Origin of the sequence: Brevundimonas sp. KM4, assembly GCF_000964075.1 — a bacterium.
Lineage (GTDB): Bacteria > Pseudomonadota > Alphaproteobacteria > Caulobacterales > Caulobacteraceae > Brevundimonas > Brevundimonas huaxiensis.
The window spans coordinates 45,221-64,522 of the sequence record NZ_JZRG01000014.1 but is presented as its reverse complement, the minus strand read 5'-3'; the positions used below and the strand labels follow the sequence as shown (position 1 = coordinate 64,522).

Sequence of the window (19,302 nt, the reverse complement as noted above, 5' to 3'; positions counted from 1 at the left end):
GCCGCGCAGACGATCAAAACCCCTCGACTTGGGCGCAGGCGGGACTTAAGCACCGGCCTAACCCCTGTCAACGCGAGGGGCTTTCGGCCGCCTTCGACGGAGCGCCCCCTTGACCCCATTCCGGCGATCTTCACGCATCCTGACGGCGGCCTTGCTGACGGCGACGCTTTCGACCGCCGCCTGTTCGCGCAACGGCGACAACCGACCGCCCGAACAGGGGGACCAGGCCGTCGCCACGGTTCAGGACGAGACCATCTGGGCCTCGGACGTGAAGCGCGAAGCGGTGGCGCAAGGCCTGATCGGCGAGGACGAAACGCTGGACGTGACGTCGGATCTTTTCCGCCGGGTGCTGGACGAGGTGATCGATCAAAAGCTGCTGGCCGGCGAGGCGCAGCGGCGACGGCTGGATTCCTCGCCTCTGGCGCAGCGGCGTCTGGAAGCGACGCGCGAACGCATCCTGGGCGACATGCTGGTCGAGAGCGTGGTCAACAAGGCCGTCTCGGACCAGGCTGTACAGACCCTGTATAATGAGCAGCTGCGGCTGGCGAAGACCTCGGAAGAGATCCGCGTGCGGCTGATCCTGTCGCGCACCAAGCCCGAGGCGGACGCCGTGATCGGCATTCTGGGTCAGGGCGCCGGCTTCGAGGCGGTGGCGGCGGAACGGTCGATCGACGAGGCGACGCGGTTTTCCGGCGGCGATCTGGGCTATTCGACGCTGGACGTGATGCCTCAAGCCTATGCCGACGCCCTGCGCGACAAGCCGGCCGGTTCGACCGTCGGGCCGTTCCAGACCGAGGGCGGCTGGGCCGTTCTGAGGGTCGAGGACCGGCGCAAGGAAAACCCGCCGACGCTGGAACAGGCCCGACCGCAGATCGTGCGCTATCTGACCTATGAGGGCGTGCGGCAGTTGCTGGAACAACTGCGCGGCAAGGCCAAGGTGGATGTCCGCCTGCCCTCCCAGACGCCGCCCGCATCGCCCGCTCCTTCCGCTCCTCCGGGCGCCTGACATGACCAAGCCTCCCTCCACGACCGGCCAGAAGATCGAGCATGCGTTCGAAAAGGCGCTGGACCCGTTCGCCACGGCGCTGAAGCGCGCCACCCGCACGCCGGGATCGGATACGGCGCCAGCCGCCGCGCCTGCGCCGGCCGCCGCCGGCAAGCCGGGTCTGGCCATCTCGCCCCTGGCCGTGCCGTTCCCGACCATTCCGCCGATCGGCGGGGTCGAGATCGCGACCGCGCGCGCCGGCTTCTACAAGCACGAGCGCGACGATCTGGTGGTGTTCCGGTTCGCGAGGGGGACCAGCTGCGCCGGGGTCTTCACCCGTCACAAGATCGGCTCGGCCCCCGTCGATTGGTGCAAGAAGCATCTGGCCGGGGCCGAGGGCGGCAAGGATGTGCGCGCCCTGGTGATCAACGCCGGCTGCGCCAACGCCTTCACCGGCAAGGCCGGGGCGGACGCCGCGCGGCGCACGGCCTCGGAGGTCGCCAAACGGTTCGGCTGTCGCCAGCGCGATGTGATGCTGGCCTCGACCGGCGTGATCGGGGTGGTGCTGGACGACAAGAAGATCGTCGCCAAACTGCCCGAGATCGAGAACGGACTGGAGGCGGACGCCTGGGCCCGGGCCGGTCGCGGCATCATGACCACCGACACCTTCCCCAAGGGTTCCTACGCCGAGGCCGAGATCGAGGGCTACAAGGTCCGGATCGCCGGCATCGCCAAGGGATCGGGCATGATCGCGCCGGATATGGCGACCATGCTGGCCTTCATCGTCACCGATGCGGACATCCATCCGAACGTGCTGCAGGCGCTGCTGGGCCTGCATGTCCGCACCACCTTCAACAGCGTGACGGTGGATGGCGACACCTCGACCAACGACACGGCCCTGCTGTTCGCCACCGGAACCTCGGGCGCGCCGCGCATCGGGCGGGTCGGCGATCGCCGCCTGAAGAGCTTCTCGGCCGCCCTGGACAAGGTCATGCTGGACCTAGCGCACCAGTTGGTGCGCGACGGCGAAGGCGCGACCAAGTTCGTCAAGGTGACGGTGGACGGCGCCGCCAGCCCCGCCTCGGCCCGCAAGCTGGCCAAGTCGATCGCCGACAGTCCGCTGGTCAAGACCGCCATCGCCGGTCAGGACGCCAACTGGGGCCGGGTCGTCATGGCGGTGGGCAAGACCGAGGAACCGGTCGATCGCGACCGCCTGGCCATCAAGTTCGGTCCTCACCAGGCCGCCGTCGACGGCGCCCCGTCCCCGACCTACGACGAGGCCAAGATGACCGCCTATATGAAGAACCCCGAGATCGACATCACCGTCGATGTGGGTTCGGGCCGGGCGTCGGCGACCGTGTGGACCTGCGATTTGACCAAGGGCTACATCGAGATCAACGGCGATTATCGCTCGTGACCGACACGGCGCTTCCCACTGTCCTGGTCGTCGCCGTCGCCCTGATCGATGTGGATGGGCGCGTCCTGATCGCCAAACGTCCCGAGGGCAAGAAACTGGCCGGCCTGTGGGAGTTTCCGGGCGGCAAGGTGGAGCCCGGAGAGCGGCCGGAACAGGCCCTGATCCGCGAGCTGAAGGAAGAGCTGGGCATCGACGTCAGCGAAAACTGTCTGTCGCCGTTCGTTTTCGCCAGTCACGCTTACGATTCGTTTCACCTGTTGATGCCATTGTATCTGTGCCGACGGTGGGACGGCGTGGTCACGGCGCGTGAGCACGACGGTCTGGCCTGGGTGAAGCCGAGCAAGCTTTCGGACTATCCCATGCCGCCGGCGGACGAACCTCTGGTCGCCTGGTTGCGCGACCTGCTCTGACCACCGCCGACCAGGGAGGCCGGCCATGCGACGTCTTATCGGCCGGTTCCTGCGCAATGAGAGCGGGGCCACAGCCATCGAATACGGCCTGCTCTGCGCCCTGATCTTCCTGGCGATCGTGACTTCGATCAGCGCCTTGGCGAACAGCCAGAATGGCGGCCTGGCCGCCACGGTGAACAAGCTGAGCGCCGCCATACAGGCCGCGATCAGCTAGTCCGTCTCTTCGCCCGTCATTTCCTTGACGCCCAGCGCATCGGCCAGCCGCGTCTTGGCCGAGCCGCGCGGCAGGGGCTTCTGCTGGCTGTCGTGAGGTTTCCAGCCAGCCAGATGAATGATCTCGAAGGTCGCCGGGATGCGGCCGTCGTCGAGACCGTATCGCTCGGCATAGAGGGCGGCGGCGCGCGCCACGATGCGGCGGCTTAAGGGTCGAACAGGCCCGTACAGCACATTGGTCTCGCCCATGGCGCGCAGGTCGCGGATCAGGGCGAACAGGTCAGTATATCGGACGGTGAAGCGGTCCACGTCCGATACTGGAAGGGCGAACCCGGCGCGCTGCAACAGGGCCGCCCCGTCATAGCCGTCGGCGAAGGGCGAGACGCGCGCCTGGGCGCCGCCGCGCTCCTCCAGTTCGACCTCGGTCAGAACGGCGCGAAGTTCTTTCAACGTGCCCGCGCCGAATAACGTGCCGATGAACAGACCGTCCGGTTTCAACGCGCGCCGAATCTGGGCCAGGGCGCCGGGCAGGTCATTGGCCCAGTGAAGGGTCAGAAGGGAGACGATCAGATCGGTCGAGGCGTCGGCCAGCGGCAACGCGTCCGCTCCCGGCGCTGCGCGCTGGGCCAGGGAGGCGGGCGTCTGGACGGGGCCGACGCGTCCAGCGGCGTCGCTTGACCGGACCGCCGCATCGAACACCCCTGGATGGGCGGACAGATCGACCGCAACGGGAAAATCGCGCAATATAGCTTCCAGGCTCTCGGCGGCGTTGGCGGCGGCGCGGGCGTGCAGGAAGTCTGCCTGGGGGAACCGGGCGGCGGACCGCACAAGCCGCGCCTGACGTCGAATGGCGTCGAAGATGCGCGGGGGGCCGTCGGAAGGGGATTGGGGGGCGGTCATGGACGCACAGGATGGGGGCTGGCGACGTGCCTGGGAAGGGGCGGGGCGTCACTTGCGCGGAGCGGGCCGGGGACTGGCCGACCTGATCCTGCCGCCGATGGCGCACGACAGCCGTGAGGCGACGGCCGCGGCCGGCCTGACGCCCGATGCCTGGAGCCGGATCAGATTTCTGGAGGCGCCGGTCTGCGACGGCTGCGGAGCGGCCTTCGACTTCGACGGCGGCGCCTTCGCCGAGGATCGCTGCGCCGCCTGTATCGCCAAGCCCTACGCGTTCGAAAGGGCGCGGGCGGCCTGCCTGTACGACAAGGCGTCGCGCGGTCTGATCCTGAGGTTCAAGCACGGGGACCAGCAGCAGTTCGCTCCGCTGTTCGCGCGCTGGATCGGGCGCGCCGCCGCCGATCTGCTTGAAGACGCGAACGTAATCCTGCCCGTGCCGCTGCATCGGTTTCGCCTGTTGTCGCGACGGTTCAACCAGGCGGCCGAGATCGCCCGGCCGCTGGCCCGGCACGCCGGCCGCGACTATTTGCCCGACGCCCTGGTCCGCGCGACCCACACGACCAGCCAGGGCGGCAAGAGCCGGCGCGGGCGGCGGCTGAACGTCAAGAAGGCCTTCGCCGTGACCGAGGCGGGCCGGCGTCGTATCCGGGGACGACGCATCCTTCTGATCGACGATGTGTTGACCACGGGCGCGACCGGAGAGGCCTGCGCGCGCGCCCTGATCGACGCCGGAGCGCGCGCCGTGGATCTCGCCGTCATCGCGCGGGTGCGAAACGCCCGTGAACTGACTATGTGAAGAGCGCCCTATCGCTCGCCGCGCGGCGGCTCGCGGCTTGAGGGCGCTGGATTTATATTGGAGATCTGAACTTGGCCGACGTCGTCATCTACACCAAGCCTGGCTGCCCCTACTGCTTCAGCGCCATGTCGCTGCTGAAGAAGAAGGGCGTGGACTATACGGAGATCGTCGCCTCCAATGATCCCGACAAGAAGGCCGAGATGGTCGAGAAGTCGGGCGGCCGCATGACCTTCCCGCAGATTTTCATCGGCGGCCAGCACGTCGGCGGTTCCGACGACATCCGCGCGCTGGATCGCGACGGTAAGCTGGACGGACTTCTGGCCGCCTGATCCATGAGCAGCGGGCTCGACATCGCCCTGATCCAGACGCGCACGCCGGCGACGGCGCGAGCGGCGCTGGCCCATGTCGAGCCCCTGATCCGCGAGGCGGCGTCGGACGGGGCGAAGTTCGTGCTGACGCCCGAGGGGACCAATGTCCTGGAGCAACGCCGGGACCGGCGTGAGGCGGCGATCACGACCGAGGACGAGGACGTATCCGTTCTGGGTCTGCGTCGTCTGGCGGCGGATCTGGGCGTGTGGCTGCTGATCGGTTCGGCCATCGTCCGGTCAGGCCAAACGGGAGACGGCCGCGCCGCCAATCGGTCGCTGCTGATCGATGCGTCGGGCGGGATCGTGGCCCGATACGACAAGCTGCATGTCTTCGACGTGAACCTGCCCAATGGCGAGACCTATCGCGAAAGCGCGACGGTGCGGCCCGGCGACGGGGCGGCGGTGGCGGATACGCCCTGGGGCCGGCTGGGTCTGACCATCTGCTACGACATCCGCTTTCCCCATCTGCATCGCCAGCTGGCCAAGGCCGGGGCGGCGATGATCGCCGTGCCGGCCGCCTTCACCGCCCCGACCGGAGAGGCGCATTGGGAAACCCTGTTGCGCGCCCGCGCCATCGAGACAGGCGCCTTCGTCCTGGCCCCGGCGCAGGGCGGACTGCACGAGGACGGTCGCCGCACCTGGGGGCGATCCACCGTCGTCGGACCCTGGGGCGAGATCATCGCCAGGGCGGATCACGACGAACCTTGCATCGTGCGTGCGAAACTGGACATGGAAGCCGTGGCCAGGGCGCGCGCCGCCGTGCCCAGCCTGACCCACGATCGCGATTTCCTGCCCGCCACCTGACCCCCCATGATCCGCTACGCCCTGAAATGTGACCAGGCCCACGCCTTCGAAGCCTGGTTCGGCTCCTCGACCGACTATGACGATCAGGCGGCGCGGGGGCTGGTGGAATGCCCTTTCTGCGGTTCGCACGCGGTCGAAAAGGCAATCATGGCCCCGGCGGTCAGCGGCGCCCGCAAGGCCGATCCCGCCTCTGACGTCGCCGCCAAGATGCAGACGATGATGATGGCCGCCGCTCGCGAGGTCCGCGTCCATGTCGAGGCCAACTTCGACTATGTCGGCGACGCCTTCGCCCGCGAGGCGCGCGACATCCACGAGGGCCGGTCCGAGAAGCGCGAAATCTATGGCGAGGCCACGCCCGCCGAGGTCCGGAAACTGAAGGACGACGGGGTGCCGGTCTCGGCCCTGCCGGCTGCGCCCGTCGATCCGGCAAAGGTGAACTGATGACCCGGCAATGGCGACCCATGCGGCCGACGGACATCGATGCGGTGGTGGAGGTGGCGCGGCTGTCGTTTCCCGACCATTTCGAGGATCGGGCCTGTTTCCAGAACCGGCTGGCGCTTTATCCACGCGGCTGTTTCGTGCTGGCGGAGGACGAGGGCGCCGCGCGGGGCTATTTGATCGCCTATCCGTGGAAGACCGAGAGCGCGCCGCCCCTGAACACGGTGATCGAGGGCCTGCCGGCCCAGCCGGACCTGATCTATCTGCACGATCTGGCCCTGCACCCCGAGGCGCGAGGCGGGGGCGTGACCGGCGTCATCGTCGAGCGACTGGCCGAACAGGCGACGGAGGACGGTTGGCCCGCCATCGCCCTGGTCGCCGTCAATGACGCCGTCGGCTTCTGGTCGCGACACGGTTTCGTCGAGCAGCCCGCCGAGACCATGGCGGCCAAGCTGGCCAGCTACGGCGCCGACGCCCGCTATATGCTGCGGCTGCTCTAGCGGCGATTGAGCGCGGTCTGGCCGCCCGCGCGCACGAAATGGATGCGTTGAGGACGCGGCAGGGCGACATAGGCCCGGCGTCGCATTTCACGCTCGCAGACGCTGGGGTCGCCAAGACTGTCAGGCGTCAGGACCGCGCGATGGACGGCGCACCAGTCATGGCTGGCGGCGCGAATGCGGCCGGCCAGGATCATCGCCTCGCCGGGTCGGGCCATGTTCAACCCCTCGGCGTTCACATGCATGTCCGGCGCTTGGCCCGCGGCAAGGGCGGCGGCAAGCGCGGCTGCGATCATCAAACCCATATTCATCTACCCTTCGGAATGGGCCTGCGCCAGGCCCGTCGTGGGAAAGAGGCGTCCGTCGGCGGCGTCGGATGCGGCGTCGGGGATGAAATATCGGTAAGGCGGCGATCGGCGCGACGAACGCCCGCTCTGGTCTTTCTGTCCACATGCCTGTAAGAGGCGCGCGCCTCCCGCATGCCTTTTCATGACCAGCGGCCGCCCGTATGCCGGCCGCGCCTTTTCGCGATACTCAAATGAACCTGCGCAACGTCGCCATCATCGCCCACGTTGACCACGGCAAAACGACCCTGGTTGACCAACTGCTCGCCCAATCCGGCGTGTTCCGAGCCAATGAGGCGACGACCGAGCGCGCCATGGACTCCAACGACCAGGAAAAAGAGCGCGGCATCACCATCCTGGCCAAGTGCACGTCCGTGCTCTGGAACGGCAAGGCGGGCGAAACCCGCATCAACATCATCGACACCCCCGGCCACGCCGACTTCGGCGGCGAGGTCGAGCGCATCCTGGGCATGGTGGACGGCTGCGTCATCCTGGTCGACGCCGAAGAGGGCGTCATGCCCCAGACCAAGTTCGTGCTGACCAAGGCGCTGAAGATGGGCCTGCGCCCGATCCTGTGCATCAACAAGGTCGACCGCGCCCACGCCGATCCGGACCGCGTCCACAACGAGACCTTCGACCTGTTCGCCGCCATCGGCGCGACGGACGAGCAGCTGGACTTCCCGCACATCTACGCCTCGGGCCGCAACGGCTGGGCGACGCTGGACCTGAACCAGCCCAACGATAATCTGGCCCCGCTGTTCGACCTGATCGTCGATCACGTCCCGCCGCCCGCTGTTCAGGCCAACAAGGACAAGCCGTTCCGCATGCTGGACGTGCTGATCGAAAGCGATCCCTTCCTGGGCCGCCTGCTGACCGGCCGGATCGAGAGCGGCAAGGCCGTGCCCGGCATGGCGATCCACGCCCTGGACCGTGAAGGCAAGGAAATCGAACGCGGCCGCATCACCAAGGTGCTGGCCTTCCGCGGCCTGAAGCGCCAGCCGCTGGACGAGGGTTCGGAAGCGGGCGACATCGTCGCCATCGCCGGCATGTCCAAGGCGACCGTGGCCGACACCCTGTGCGCCATGGAAGTGACCGAGCCGCTGGACGCCCAGCCGATCGATCCGCCGACCATCTCCATGACCGTCTCGGTCAACGACAGCCCCCTGGCCGGCCGTGAAGGCGACAAGGTCCAGTCGCGTGTCATCCGCGACCGCCTGCTGAAGGAAGCCGAGGCCAACGTCGCCATCCGCGTGACGACGACCGAAGGCGGCGACGCCTATGAGGTCGCCGGCCGCGGCGAACTGCAGCTGGGCGTTCTGATCGAGAACATGCGTCGCGAAGGCTTCGAGGTTTCGATCTCGCGTCCGCGCGTCGTGTTCAAGGAAGGCGAGAACGGCGAAAAGCTGGAGCCGATCGAAGACGTCATGATCGACGTGGACGACGAGTTCACCGGCGTGGTCATCGAAAAGCTGTCGGCCCGCAAGGCCGAGCTGGCCGACATGGGCCCGTCGGGCGCCGGCAAGACCCGCATCAGCCTGAAGGCGCCGTCGCGCGCCCTGATCGGCTATCAGGGCGAGTTCCTGACCGACACGCGCGGTTCGGGCGTGCTGAACCGCGTGTTCAGCCATTATGAGCCGCACAAGGGCGCTATCGCCGGCCGTCTGAAGGGCGTCCTGATCTCGAACTCCGACGGTGAAACCGCCGCCTTCGCCCTGTGGAACCTGGAAGACCGCGGCGTCATGTTCGTCGGCGCCGGCGAAAAGACCTACCAGGGCATGATCATCGGCGAGAACGCGCGCTGGGACGACCTGGACGTCAACCCGATCAAGGGCAAGCAGCTGACCAACGTCCGCGCCGCCGGCAAGGACGAGGCCGTGCGCCTGACCCCGCCGCGCCAGATGTCGCTGGAACAAGCCATCGCCTATATCGACGACGACGAGCTGGTCGAGGTGACGCCAAAGTCCATCCGCCTGCGCAAGCAGGTGCTGAACCCGTCGTTCCGCAAGAAGCGCGTTCGCCCGGAGTAGTCAGCAATCCCTGACTGACGCGGGGTGGGATGCGGCCTATAGACGGCTGACATGAACGCCTCGCCCAGTCTGGATGACCGCCTTGACGAGGCCGCCCGCGCGGAAGACCCGCGCGCGGCGGTCTCTGTCGTTTTGCGCGAGACCTATGACGCCGCGCGGGCTCGCGCCGAGCGCAAGCTGGACGGCGGCATGAAGGGGCGTGACGTGGCGCGCCTGTACGCCGCCGCCGCCGACGAGATGCTGGCCGGGTTGTGGCGAGTGGCGACCCAGACGCTGTGGCCGACCTCGCCGGTCGAGGCCGAACGGCTGGCCCTGGTCGCGGTCGGGGGCTACGGCCGGGGCGTGCTGGCGCCCCATTCCGATCTGGACCTGCTGTTCCTGAGATCGTCCAAGGCGACGCCGCGCGGCGAGCAGGTGATCCAGTTCGTCCTCTATGTGCTGTGGGACCTGGGGGCCAAGGTCGGGTCGGCGGTGCGCTCGGTCGAGGAGTGTCTGAGCCTGTCGCGCACCGACATGACGGTGCGGACGACCCTGCTGGAGGCGCGTCCGCTGGCGGGGGACGAGGCGCTGGCCCAGCTGATGATCGGCCGGTTCCGCGACATGGTGTCGAAATCCGATCCGCGCCCCTTCATCGCCGCCAAGCTGGAGGAGCGGGCCGCCCGGCACGAGAAGGCCGGCTCGACCCGCTACAAGGTCGAACCCAACGTCAAGGACGGCAAGGGGGGCTTGCGCGACCTGAACACCCTGTACTGGATCGCCCGATCCCTGGCGCCCGAAAGCCGGCTGGGCGCCACGGTGATGGACGAGCTGTTCACCCCACGCGAGCGACGCACGTCGGACGAGGCGTTCGACTTCCTGTGGCAGGTCCGCATCCATCTGCATCTGATCGCGGGCCGGGCCGAAGAGAAGCTGACGTTCGACATGCAGCCCGAGGTGGCCCGACGCATGGGCTGGCGCGGGCGCGGCGACGAACCGGCGGTCGAGCGGTTCATGCGGCGATACTTTCTGGTGGCCCGCGACGTCGGCGCCCTGACCCGCGCCATGTCGGCCAAGCTGGAGGCGCGCCACCAGAAGACGGCGCACGGCCTGTCGCGTCTGATGGCGCCGTTCCGACCCGCCCCCCGACGCAAGCTGGAGGTCGAGGGGTTCTGGATCGACCAGGGCCGTCTGTCGGTCGAGGGGCCGGAGGTGTTCGCCGCCGATCCGGTCAAGCTGCTGACCCTGTTCGTCTGCGCCGACAAGCATGACCTGGATCTGCATCCGGACGCCTTTTCGGCGGTGACGCGGTCGCTGTCGCTGGTGACGCCCCGGCTGAGGCGCGATCCGGCGGCGACGCGGGCCTTTCTGGACATTCTGGCGCATGGGCAGAGGCCCTATCGCGTCCTGACCATCATGAACGAGACGGGCCTGCTGGGCCGGTTCCTGCCCGAATGGGGGCGGATCGTCGGCCAGACCCAGTTCAACATGTACCACGCCTATACGGTCGACGAGCACACGCTTCAGGCCATCGGCATCATCAACGACATCGCGCGCGGCAAGCTGAAGACCGACCACCCGATGGCCAGCGAGATCGTGCATCTGATCTCGGACATGGAAGCCCTGATGCTGGGCATGCTGTTGCATGATGTGGGCAAGGGCGGCGAGCGGGGGCAGCTGGAGGACGGCGCCATCGCCGCGCGTCGGGCGTGCGAGCGGCTGGGCGTCGATCCGCGCCGGATCGAACTGGTGGTCTGGCTGGTGCGCAGCCATCTGGCGCTGTCGGACTATGCCCAGAAGCGCGATCTGTCGGACCCGGCGACGATCCGCGCCTTCGCCGAACTGGTCGGCGATCCCGAGCGACTGCGGATGCTGCTGGTCCTGACCGTCGCCGATATCCGGGCCGTGGGGCCGGGGGTGTGGAACGGCTGGAAGGGTCAGCTGATGCGCACCCTCTACAACCAGGTCGCCGCCCTGTTTCGGGGCGAGGACGTGACGCGCGAGGATCCGCTGGCGGCCCATCCGGCCCTGGTCCAGCGGGCGCGCGAGACGGGCGCGGCGGCGGACGCGGCGCCGACCGCGCCGGTACAGGGGCTGACGGTCCAGACCACCGAAATCTCCATCGCCGCCGCCGACCGACCGGGTCTGTTCGCCGATCTGGCCCAGACCATGGCCGCCCTGGGCGCCGACGTGACCGACGCCCGGGTGGCGACCGAGGACGGCGTCGTCCTGGACGTGTTTCGTGTTCAGGACGGGGCGGGCCTGCCCTACGGCCAGGCTGAACCGCGTCGCCTGAAGGCCCTGGTCGAGGCGCTGGAAAAGGCTGCGCGGGGCGAGGGTCGCATCGGCCAGGCGCCCGATCCGACCGGCAATGCGCGCAAGGCGGCCTTCGAGGTCCGGCCCGTGGTGATGGTCGATCACCACGCCAGCGAGGTCGCCACCGTGGTCGAGGTGTCCTGCGCCGACCGGCCGGGGCTGCTGGCGGACCTGTCGCGTGTGTTCAACGACGAAGGCCTGAGCATCCGCTCCGCCCACGTCGCCAGCTATGGCGAGCGGGCAGTGGACAGTTTCTACGTCGTGGATCGCAAGGGACGAAAGATCACCTCGGAACAGCGGATCACCGAACTGCGCACTGCGCTCGAGGCCGTGCTGGACAGTCGCGCGCCCGCGCCCGCCGGACGCAAGGTCGCCTCGGCTCGCGCCAGTGCGCGCGACGTCTCCGACCTGGGCCGCCGCAGCCCGCGCGCAAAGCCCGTATCGCCCGGCGAACAAGCGCGCTAAGCGACAACCTTCCTCCGCGCCCTGTCGAATGTCCGCATGAGCCTCGCCCGAAACACCCTGGTGCAGTCGACCCTGACGCTGGGCAGTCGAATTCTCGGCTTCGTGCGCGACATGGCGCTGGCGGCGCGCTTCGGCCAGGGACCGATGATGGACGCCTTCACCACGGCGTTGATGCTGCCCAACATGTTCCGCCGCCTGTTCGCCGAGGGCGCCTTCGCCCAGGCCTTCGTGCCGGTCTATGGCGGAGTTCGGGCGCGCGAGGGCGAGGAAGCCGCCGCCGTCACGGCGTCCGAGGCGCTCAGCTTCATGCTCGCGGTCGTCGCCGGCTTCTGCATCCTGCTGCAGGTCGTGATGCCCTGGATCATGCCTTGGCTGCTGTCGGCCTATCGCGACCAGCCGATGGTGCTGCGCGCGGCCGTGATCGCGACCCAGCTGGCCATGCCCTATCTGGCCTGTATGACCGTGGCCTCGCTGCTGTCGGGCGTGCTTAACACGGGTGGTCGGTTCGCCCTGTCGGCGGCGGTTCCGGTGTTTCTGAACCTGTGCACCCTGGCCGCCCTGATGCCGCCGCTGATCCTTCCGATCCCGCAGGAGACGGTGCTGCTGATGGTGACGGCGGCGGTGACGATGTCGGGCCTGATCCAGGCCGGTCTCTTGTGGTGGGGCGTGCGGCGTCTGGGCGTTCGGCTGAAGATCGGCCTGCCGCGCATCACGCCGAACGTGCGTCACACCCTGGCGCTCGCCGTGCCCGGCGCCCTGGCGGGCGGGGCGCTGCAGATCAACTCTCTGGTGTCGCAGTTCCTGACCGGGTCGGACGAGGGCGCGCGTTCGGTGCTGTATAACGCCGATCGCCTTTATCAACTGCCGCTGGGCCTGGTGGGGGTCGCCATCGGCCTGGCCCTGGTGCCGCGCCTGACCAAGGCCTTCGTCGATGGCGATCACGAGGGCGGGCAGAAGACGCTCGACGACGGCATCAACCTGGCTATGGCCTTCACCCTGCCGGCGGCGGTTGCCCTGTTCGTCATTCCCTTCTTCATCATCGACGCGACCGTGACGCGCGGCGCCTTCACCTCGGCCGACGCCGCCCGCACCGCCGACGTTTTGCGTCAGTTCGCCTGGGGCGTGCCGGCCTTCGTCCTGGCCAAGGTTCTGACCCCGCCCTTTTTCGCGCGCCAGGACACGCGCCGTCCGATGATCTTCGCCGTCACCAGCGTGGTCATCACCGTCATCCTGGGCTCGGCCCTGTTCTTTTGGTTCCGCCGTCAGGGCTGGGACGGGGTGCTGGGCCTGGCCATCGCCACCAGCACCTCGGCCTGGGTCAATGTGGCTCTGTTGGGCGGCGTCCTGATCCGCGAGAACAGCTGGCGGCCGTCGCCGGCCTTCCTGTCGCGCATCGCCCGCGTGATCGCCGCCAGCGCCATGATGGCCGCCCTGCTGTTCGCCGCCGACGTCTTCTATCCGCAGCTTAGCCGACTGTTTTTGGCCAAGGAAATCGCTGTCCTGGTGGTCAGCGGCGCCGGGGCCGGGCTTTACGGCTTCTGCCTGCTGGCGTTCCGGGCCGTCACGCTCTCGGAACTGAAGGCCACGCTGAAGCGCGAGCCCGGCGGCGGCGCGGTCTCTGGTCTGGACTGACAGGCGGCGAACCGATAAGCGCGAGACCATGACGACCTCGGGCCTGATCCATGACCTGCGATGGCGCGGCTGAACCGCCGCCTGCCCCGCCACGCCTGCCTTTCGACCTTCCGAGACCCGATCCCATGACCGACCAGACCCCCGCCGTTGCGACTTATGACGGCCCGCGCCGCATCCTGTCCGGCATCCAGGCCTCAGGCGCGCTGCACCTGGGCAACTACCTCGGCGCCCTGAAGCGGTTCGTGGAGCTGCAGGACCAGGGCGCGCCGGTCTATGTCTTCGTCGCCGACATGCACGCCATCACCGTGTGGCAGGATCCGGCCAAACTGACGGCCCAGACGCGCGAGATCGCCGCCGCCTATCTGGCCTCGGGCCTGGATCCGGAAAAGGCGATCATCTTCCCGCAGTCGGCCGTGCGCGCCCATGCGGAACTGGCCTGGATTTTCAACTGCGTCGCCCGCCTCGGCTGGCTCGACCGGATGACCCAGTTCAAGGAGAAGTCGGGCAAGCACAAGGAACGCTCCTCGGTCGGTCTCTACACCTATCCCGTGCTCCAGGCGGCCGACATCCTGCTGTACAAGGCCACCGAAGTGCCGGTGGGCGAGGACCAGAAGCAGCATCTGGAGCTGACCCGCGACATCGCCGCGAAGTTCAACAACGACTTCGGCGTTTCCGGCTTCTTCCCCGTGCCCGAGCCGATCATCCAGGGGCCGGCGACCCGCGTCATGTCCCTGCGGGACGGAGCGGCCAAGATGTCCAAGTCGGACCCGTCCGACAACAGCCGCATCAATCTGACCGACGACGCCGACACGATCGCCTCCAAGATCAAGAAGGCCAAGACCGACCCCGAGCCTTTGCCGGAAACCCTGGACGGCCTGAACGAACGGCCCGAGGCCAAGAATCTGGTCGCCATCTATGCGGCGCTGGCGGGCCTGACCCGCGAACAGGTGATCGCGCAGTTCGGCGGTCAGGGTTTCGGCGCCTTCAAGCCGGCGCTGGCGGACCTGGCGGTGTCGTCCCTGGCGCCCGTGACGGCCGAGATGCGCCGCCTGATGGACGACCCGGCCGAAATCGACCGCGTGCTGAAGGGCGGGGCCGAGCGCGCCGCCGAGGTCGCCGATCCTGTGGTGGACGAGGTCAAGAAGATCGTCGGCTTCTGGAGGGTGTAATGGGCGTCTACGAGGCCAAGGTCGTCTGGACCCGCGGCGACCAGCCCTTTTTGGACAAAGGCTACAGCCGCGCCCATTCCTGGAGCTTCGATGGCGGGGCGGTGGTGCCGGGGTCTTCGGCGCCCTCCAGCGTGCCTATGCCGATGTCCGATCCGGCCGGCGTCGATCCGGAGGAGGCGATGATCGCCTCCCTGTCCAGCTGTCACATGCTGTGGTTCCTGGCCTTCGCCGCCAACGCCGGTCTGGTGGTTGACACCTATGTCGACGAGGCCTCAGGGAAGATGGACAAGGACCCAAACGGCAAACGTTACCTCGCCGAGGTAACGCTGCGCCCCTTCACCAGCTTCACCGGCCGCGAGCCCGATCAGGCCGAGATCGACGCCCTGCATCACCAGGCGCACGACCATTGCGAAATGGCCCATTCGGTCCGCGCGACGATCACGGTCGAGGCGACGGTCGGCTAGGCGGCTCAGCCGTGTGGGACGGCGTCGGTCAGGAAGGCGCCAAAACGGCGCAGGGCTTCGGTCGTCAGTTCCGGATCGTGGCGCATGGGGCCGTTGTTGGTCGGTTCGTCGAAGGCGTGGGTTCCCCCGGCGATCCAGCTTTCGACCTGGGAGCCGCAGTTGCGGATCATGGCGTTGACCTGCTCGGCGTTGCGAACGGTCGTCAGGTGGTCGCGCTTGCAGGTGACGGCCAGGACGCGCGGGCAATGCCGCCAGGGCTTCAGCCGGTTGAAGGCGAACGGTCCGATGTAGGGATAGGCCAGCCACACCGCCTTGACACCGGACAGATCGGCCTCGGCGGGATCGGTCACGCCAAAGGCGCCGGGCGTCGGCGCGCCGCTCATCATCTCCATGATCGACCAGCCGCCGTGGCTCCAGCCGGCCAGGGCCAGCTTCTTCGCATCGACATCGGGGCGGGCCGAAACGCCCTGGATCGCCGCCAGCACGTCGCCCACCCGCTCATAGCCCCGGAACGACAGACCCGTGCAGACCGCCGCCAAGGTGAAGACCCGGCCCCATCCGCGAGGGCCATAGGAATCGACGATGAAGGCGCGCCAGCCCGCCGCCTTGGCGACCTCGGCATAGCGGGGCAGATGATCACGCAGACCCCCGCAGCCATGGAACATCAGCACGGCAGGACGGGGCCGATCGTCGTCCGAGCCCACGACGGTGACATGGGGCTCAAGCCGGGCCCAACGGCGCTTCAGATCATCCATCTTCGACATACGCCGCAGCTTGCCGGCGAAAGCCAGTCCAAAAATCCGGTGCTCAACCGGCGCAGCGCAGCGTCAGGTTCAGCCGGCCGCCGCCGGGGATCAGGCGCGACGATCCGGCCAGAACGCGGTCGACGCCATGACGGGCAAGGCGGGCGGGTCCGGTCAGGGCGCAGACGTCGCCGCTGTCCAGCCTCAACGTCGTGGTGCGTCCGCCCTCCGCCGCGCCGATGCGGAACGTCGCCGTGTCCCCTAGCGACACCGACAGGACGGGCGCGCCGAGATCGGCCTCATCCTTGTCCTGGTGCAGGCCCATCTTCGCCGCATCGCGATACAGATTGACCAGACAGGCGTCCGGCGGCGTGGGCCAGCCGACCGTGGCGTGCCACAGATCGAGCAGCACAGTCGGGATCGCCGGCCAGGGTCGCCCGGTCTCGGGATGGGTCGACTGATAGCGATAGCCGCCCCGGTCGGAGACCCAGCCCAGCGGACCGAAGTTGGTCATCTGAACCGAAAAAGGCCGCCCGCCCGGCGTGGTCGGCCGATACAGCGGCGCGTCATCAAGCCGGGCGAACACCTCGGCGACCAGATCAGCCTGCGCCGCGGCATCGAGCGCCCCCGGCCAGAGCCGGAAGCCCTCGACGGCGGTCTTCACCTCAACGGGTGTAGGTGTATTCGCTGACCTCACAGACATTGATGCGCGACCGCGTCAGCTCCTGACCGTTGGTGAACTCGGCCTTGAAGTCATAGATGCAGGCGCCCGAGCCGTCATCGATGTTGATGCGCACATCCTGCCCGCTTTCCAGAACGTCCGAGCCCAGGATGTCCTCTTCCCAGTCGTCGCTGCGTGAATCCGACGCGTAGAAGCGCAGCATGGTCCAGCCGGTGCGGTTCTTGATGGTGACGTGCCGATCATAGCCGTCACGCGACTGGATGACCGGCGCCCCAGCAGGCGGCGCGGCGGCGGCCGCAGAGCCGATCAGAACGGCCGCGGCGACGGCCGCCTTGAGCATGGTCTTGATCATTGTTTCCTCTCCCTTCCTTCATCGCGGTCCCCAGAGCGCGATGGCAAATCTTATGCCTGATGATCGCAATCTGCGCATCTTCGAATTTCACCGTTCTTCGAAAGCGTTGAATCGCATAACGCCCTTGCGGGCGGGGGGGATTTTCCCATATCGGGGCCAGCTTCGGAGAAACCCCGCGAAACTTGGGGCTATCCAGCCTGATCCACGCCAACCCAACCGGGGGCGGTCACGCGCGGCGCTTCGTCGAAGGCCGCCGCATCGCCCGCCGAACCAGAGAGACTGAAGAACACATGGCCAAGATTATCGGCATCGACCTGGGCACCACCAACTCGTGCGTCGCCGTCATGGACGGCAAGACGCCGAAGGTGATCGAAAACGCCGAGGGCAACCGCACGACCCCGTCGGTCGTGGCGATCCAGGACGGCGCGGAAGTGCTGGTGGGCCAACCCGCCAAGCGCCAGGCCGTCACCAACCCGTCCAACACCTTCTTCGCGATCAAGCGCCTGATCGGCCGCAATTTCGATGATCCCGTCGTCGCCAAGGACAAGGGCATGGTGCCCTATGAGATCGTCAAGGGCCCGAACGGCGACGCCTGGGTGCGCGCCTTCGGCAAGGACTATTCTCCGCAGCAGATTTCGGCCTTCACCCTGACCAAGATGAAGGAAGCGGCCGAGGCCTATCTGGGCGACAAGGTCACCCAGGCCGTGATCACCGTGCCGGCCTACTTCAACGACAGCCAGCGTCAGGCGACCAAGGACGCCGGCAAAATCGCCGGCCTGGAAGTGCTGCGCATCATCAACGAGCCGACCGCGGCGGCCCTGGCCTATGGTCTGGAAAAGAACGACGGCCAGAAGATCGCCGTCTACGACCTGGGCGGCGGCACCTTCGACGTCTCGATCCTGGAGATCGGCGACGGCGTGTTCGAGGTGAAGTCGACCAACGGCGACACCTTCCTGGGCGGCGAAGACTTCGACCTGCGTCTGGTCGACTACCTGGCCGACGAGTTCAAGAAGGAGCAGTCGGTCGACCTGCGGCAGGACAAGCTGGCCCTGCAGCGCCTGAAGGAAGAGGCCGAAAAGGCCAAGAAGGAGCTGTCGACCACGACCCAGTACGAGGTCAATCTGCCGTTCATCACCATGAACGCCTCGGGTCCGCTGCACCTGAACATCAAGCTGACGCGCGCCAAGCTGGAAAGCCTGGTCGAGGATCTGGTCCAGCGCACGATCGAGCCGTGCAAGAAGGCCCTGGCCGACGCCGGCCTGAAGGCCTCGGACATCGACGAAGTGGTGCTGGTCGGCGGCATGACCCGCATGCCCAAGGTCGTGGAAGCCGTGAAGGCCTTCTTCGGCAAGGAGCCGCACAAGGGCGTGAACCCTGACGAAGTCGTGGCCCTGGGCGCCGCCGTTCAGGCCGGCGTTCTGCAAGGCGACGTCAAGGACGTGCTGCTGTTGGACGTGACGCCGCTGACCCTGGGCATCGAAACCCTGGGCGGCGTGTTCACGCCTCTGATCGAGCGCAACACGACGATCCCGACCAAGAAGAGCCAGACCTTCTCGACCGCCGACGACAACCAGTCGGCCGTGACGATCCGGGTCTTCCAGGGCGAGCGTCCGATGGCGTCGGACAACAAGATGCTGGGTCAGTTCGACCTGATGGGCATTCCGCCGGCGCCGCGCGGCATGCCGCAGATCGAGGTCGCCTTCGACATCGACGCCAACGGCATCGTCAACGTCTCGGCCAAGGACAAGGCGACCAACAAGGAGCAGTCGATCCGCATCCAGGCGAACGGCGGCCTGTCGGACGCCGACATCGACAAGATGGTCAAGGAAGCCGAGGCCAACGCCGCCACCGACAAGGCCAAGAAGGATCTGGTCGAGGCGCAGAACGCCGCCGACAGCCTGATCCATTCGACCGAAAAGGCCCTGGCCGAGCACGGCGACAAGGTGGGCGCGGACGAGAAGACGGCCATCGAGACCGGCCTGGCCGAGCTGAAGACTGCGCGCGAAGGCACCGACCCGGAAGACATCCGCGCCAAGACCAACACCCTGGTCCAGGCCTCGATGAAGCTGGGTGAAGCCATGTACGCCCAGCAGCAGGGCGACGCCGCCGCCGAAGGCCAGCCGGCCGACGACGGCGTGGTCGACGCCGAGTTCGAGGAAGTGTCGGACACGGACGGCGACGACAAGAAGAGCGCCTGATCCGTCACAGGTCGCTGAAATGATACGGCCCCGCTTGTCTTGCGATAGGCGGGGCCTTTTCATGAAACTTGCATCATTGGTCCCGGACCCCATGTCAGCCGGGACATCG

General features: G+C 67.7%; 20 protein-coding genes. 15 read left to right on the top strand and 5 right to left on the bottom strand.

Going from position 1 to position 19,302, the window contains the following annotated elements:
- The first annotated feature begins 109 nt into the window (after positions 1 to 109).
- The 4 genes from VH88_RS09165 to VH88_RS09150 are packed head-to-tail and all read left to right on the top strand — an operon-like array spanning position 110 to position 3,026.
- Complete coding sequence (locus tag VH88_RS09165; protein WP_369796282.1) at positions 110 to 1,006, top strand: peptidylprolyl isomerase; 897 nt, start codon at positions 110 to 112, stop codon at positions 1,004 to 1,006.
- 1 nt (position 1,007) lies between these two features.
- Positions 1,008 to 2,402: a bifunctional glutamate N-acetyltransferase/amino-acid acetyltransferase ArgJ gene (gene argJ / locus VH88_RS09160; protein WP_045810979.1), complete on the top strand. Its 1,395-nt coding sequence runs from the start codon at positions 1,008 to 1,010 to the stop codon at positions 2,400 to 2,402.
- Positions 2,399 to 2,812 (top strand): (deoxy)nucleoside triphosphate pyrophosphohydrolase, encoded by a 414-nt coding sequence (locus tag VH88_RS09155; protein ID WP_045810978.1) that lies wholly within the window; start codon positions 2,399 to 2,401, stop codon positions 2,810 to 2,812. Before argJ ends, VH88_RS09155 begins: the two co-directional genes overlap by 4 nt.
- Positions 2,813 to 2,837: 25 nt before the next feature.
- Positions 2,838 to 3,026 carry a Flp family type IVb pilin gene (locus VH88_RS09150; protein WP_039246696.1) on the top strand — a complete coding sequence of 63 codons (189 nt, stop codon included), beginning with the start codon at positions 2,838 to 2,840 and terminating at the stop codon, positions 3,024 to 3,026.
- Here the strand turns inward: VH88_RS09150 and VH88_RS09145 are convergent.
- Entirely contained in the window at positions 3,023 to 3,925 is a 903-nt protein-coding gene (locus tag VH88_RS09145; RefSeq protein ID WP_045810977.1) for a methyltransferase domain-containing protein, read from the bottom strand. The genes VH88_RS09150 and VH88_RS09145 overlap by 4 nt on opposite strands.
- Here VH88_RS09145 and VH88_RS09140 point away from each other — a divergent pair.
- From VH88_RS09140 to VH88_RS09120, 5 genes are all read left to right on the top strand, one after another.
- A complete protein-coding gene (locus tag VH88_RS09140; protein WP_045810976.1) occupies positions 3,924 to 4,718 on the top strand; it encodes a ComF family protein in 795 nt (264 codons plus the stop codon). The two genes, VH88_RS09145 and VH88_RS09140, sit on opposite strands and share 2 nt — an antisense overlap.
- A gap of 71 nt (positions 4,719 to 4,789) precedes the next feature.
- Positions 4,790 to 5,047: a glutaredoxin 3 gene (gene grxC, locus VH88_RS09135; protein ID WP_045810975.1), complete on the top strand. Its 258-nt coding sequence runs from the start codon at positions 4,790 to 4,792 to the stop codon at positions 5,045 to 5,047.
- A gap of 3 nt (positions 5,048 to 5,050) precedes the next feature.
- Positions 5,051 to 5,890, top strand: coding sequence for a carbon-nitrogen hydrolase family protein (locus VH88_RS09130; protein ID WP_045810974.1), 840 nt, complete (start codon positions 5,051 to 5,053; stop codon positions 5,888 to 5,890).
- A 6-nt stretch (positions 5,891 to 5,896) separates the two neighbouring features.
- A complete protein-coding gene (locus VH88_RS09125) occupies positions 5,897 to 6,331 on the top strand; it encodes a DUF1178 family protein (RefSeq protein ID WP_045810973.1) in 435 nt (144 codons plus the stop codon).
- On the top strand, positions 6,331 to 6,828 hold the full coding sequence (locus VH88_RS09120) for a GNAT family N-acetyltransferase (protein ID WP_045810972.1): 498 nt from the start codon (positions 6,331 to 6,333) through the stop codon (positions 6,826 to 6,828). Before VH88_RS09125 ends, VH88_RS09120 begins: the two co-directional genes overlap by 1 nt.
- Here VH88_RS09120 and VH88_RS09115 read toward each other — a convergent pair.
- On the bottom strand, positions 6,825 to 7,130 hold the full coding sequence (locus VH88_RS09115) for a UrcA family protein (protein WP_185224868.1): 306 nt from the start codon (positions 7,128 to 7,130) through the stop codon (positions 6,825 to 6,827). The two genes, VH88_RS09120 and VH88_RS09115, sit on opposite strands and share 4 nt — an antisense overlap.
- Positions 7,131 to 7,363: 233 nt before the next feature.
- Here VH88_RS09115 and typA point away from each other — a divergent pair, with 233 nt between their 5' ends.
- From typA to VH88_RS09090, 5 genes are all read left to right on the top strand, one after another.
- Positions 7,364 to 9,196, top strand: coding sequence for a translational GTPase TypA (gene typA / locus VH88_RS09110; RefSeq protein WP_039246805.1), 1,833 nt, complete (start codon positions 7,364 to 7,366; stop codon positions 9,194 to 9,196).
- A 51-nt stretch (positions 9,197 to 9,247) separates the two neighbouring features.
- Positions 9,248 to 11,953 carry a [protein-PII] uridylyltransferase gene (gene glnD / locus VH88_RS09105; RefSeq protein WP_045810970.1) on the top strand — a complete coding sequence of 902 codons (2,706 nt, stop codon included), beginning with the start codon at positions 9,248 to 9,250 and terminating at the stop codon, positions 11,951 to 11,953.
- 36 nt (positions 11,954 to 11,989) lie between these two features.
- Positions 11,990 to 13,585 (top strand): murein biosynthesis integral membrane protein MurJ, encoded by a 1,596-nt coding sequence (murJ, locus tag VH88_RS09100; RefSeq protein WP_045810969.1) that lies wholly within the window; start codon positions 11,990 to 11,992, stop codon positions 13,583 to 13,585.
- A 125-nt stretch (positions 13,586 to 13,710) separates the two neighbouring features.
- Complete coding sequence (gene trpS / locus VH88_RS09095) at positions 13,711 to 14,754, top strand: tryptophan--tRNA ligase (RefSeq protein WP_045810968.1); 1,044 nt, start codon at positions 13,711 to 13,713, stop codon at positions 14,752 to 14,754.
- On the top strand, positions 14,754 to 15,218 hold the full coding sequence (locus VH88_RS09090; protein ID WP_045810967.1) for an OsmC family protein: 465 nt from the start codon (positions 14,754 to 14,756) through the stop codon (positions 15,216 to 15,218). Before trpS ends, VH88_RS09090 begins: the two co-directional genes overlap by 1 nt.
- A 5-nt stretch (positions 15,219 to 15,223) precedes the next feature.
- Here VH88_RS09090 and VH88_RS09085 read toward each other — a convergent pair whose 3' ends face one another.
- From VH88_RS09085 to VH88_RS09075, 3 genes are read right to left on the bottom strand one after another with little or no spacing between them, the layout of a single operon-like run.
- Positions 15,224 to 15,982, bottom strand: coding sequence for a dienelactone hydrolase family protein (locus tag VH88_RS09085; RefSeq protein WP_231576632.1), 759 nt, complete (start codon positions 15,980 to 15,982; stop codon positions 15,224 to 15,226).
- Between the two features lie 43 nt (positions 15,983 to 16,025).
- On the bottom strand, positions 16,026 to 16,664 hold the full coding sequence (locus VH88_RS09080) for an alpha-ketoglutarate-dependent dioxygenase AlkB (RefSeq protein WP_045810966.1): 639 nt from the start codon (positions 16,662 to 16,664) through the stop codon (positions 16,026 to 16,028).
- Entirely contained in the window at positions 16,627 to 16,995 is a 369-nt protein-coding gene (locus tag VH88_RS09075; protein WP_045810965.1) for a hypothetical protein, read from the bottom strand. Before VH88_RS09075 ends, VH88_RS09080 begins: the two co-directional genes overlap by 38 nt.
- Positions 16,996 to 17,252: 257 nt before the next feature.
- Here VH88_RS09075 and dnaK point away from each other — a divergent pair, with 257 nt between their 5' ends.
- Positions 17,253 to 19,193 (top strand): molecular chaperone DnaK, encoded by a 1,941-nt coding sequence (gene dnaK, locus VH88_RS09070; RefSeq protein ID WP_255353582.1) that lies wholly within the window; start codon positions 17,253 to 17,255, stop codon positions 19,191 to 19,193.
- Positions 19,194 to 19,302: the final 109 nt, after the last annotated feature.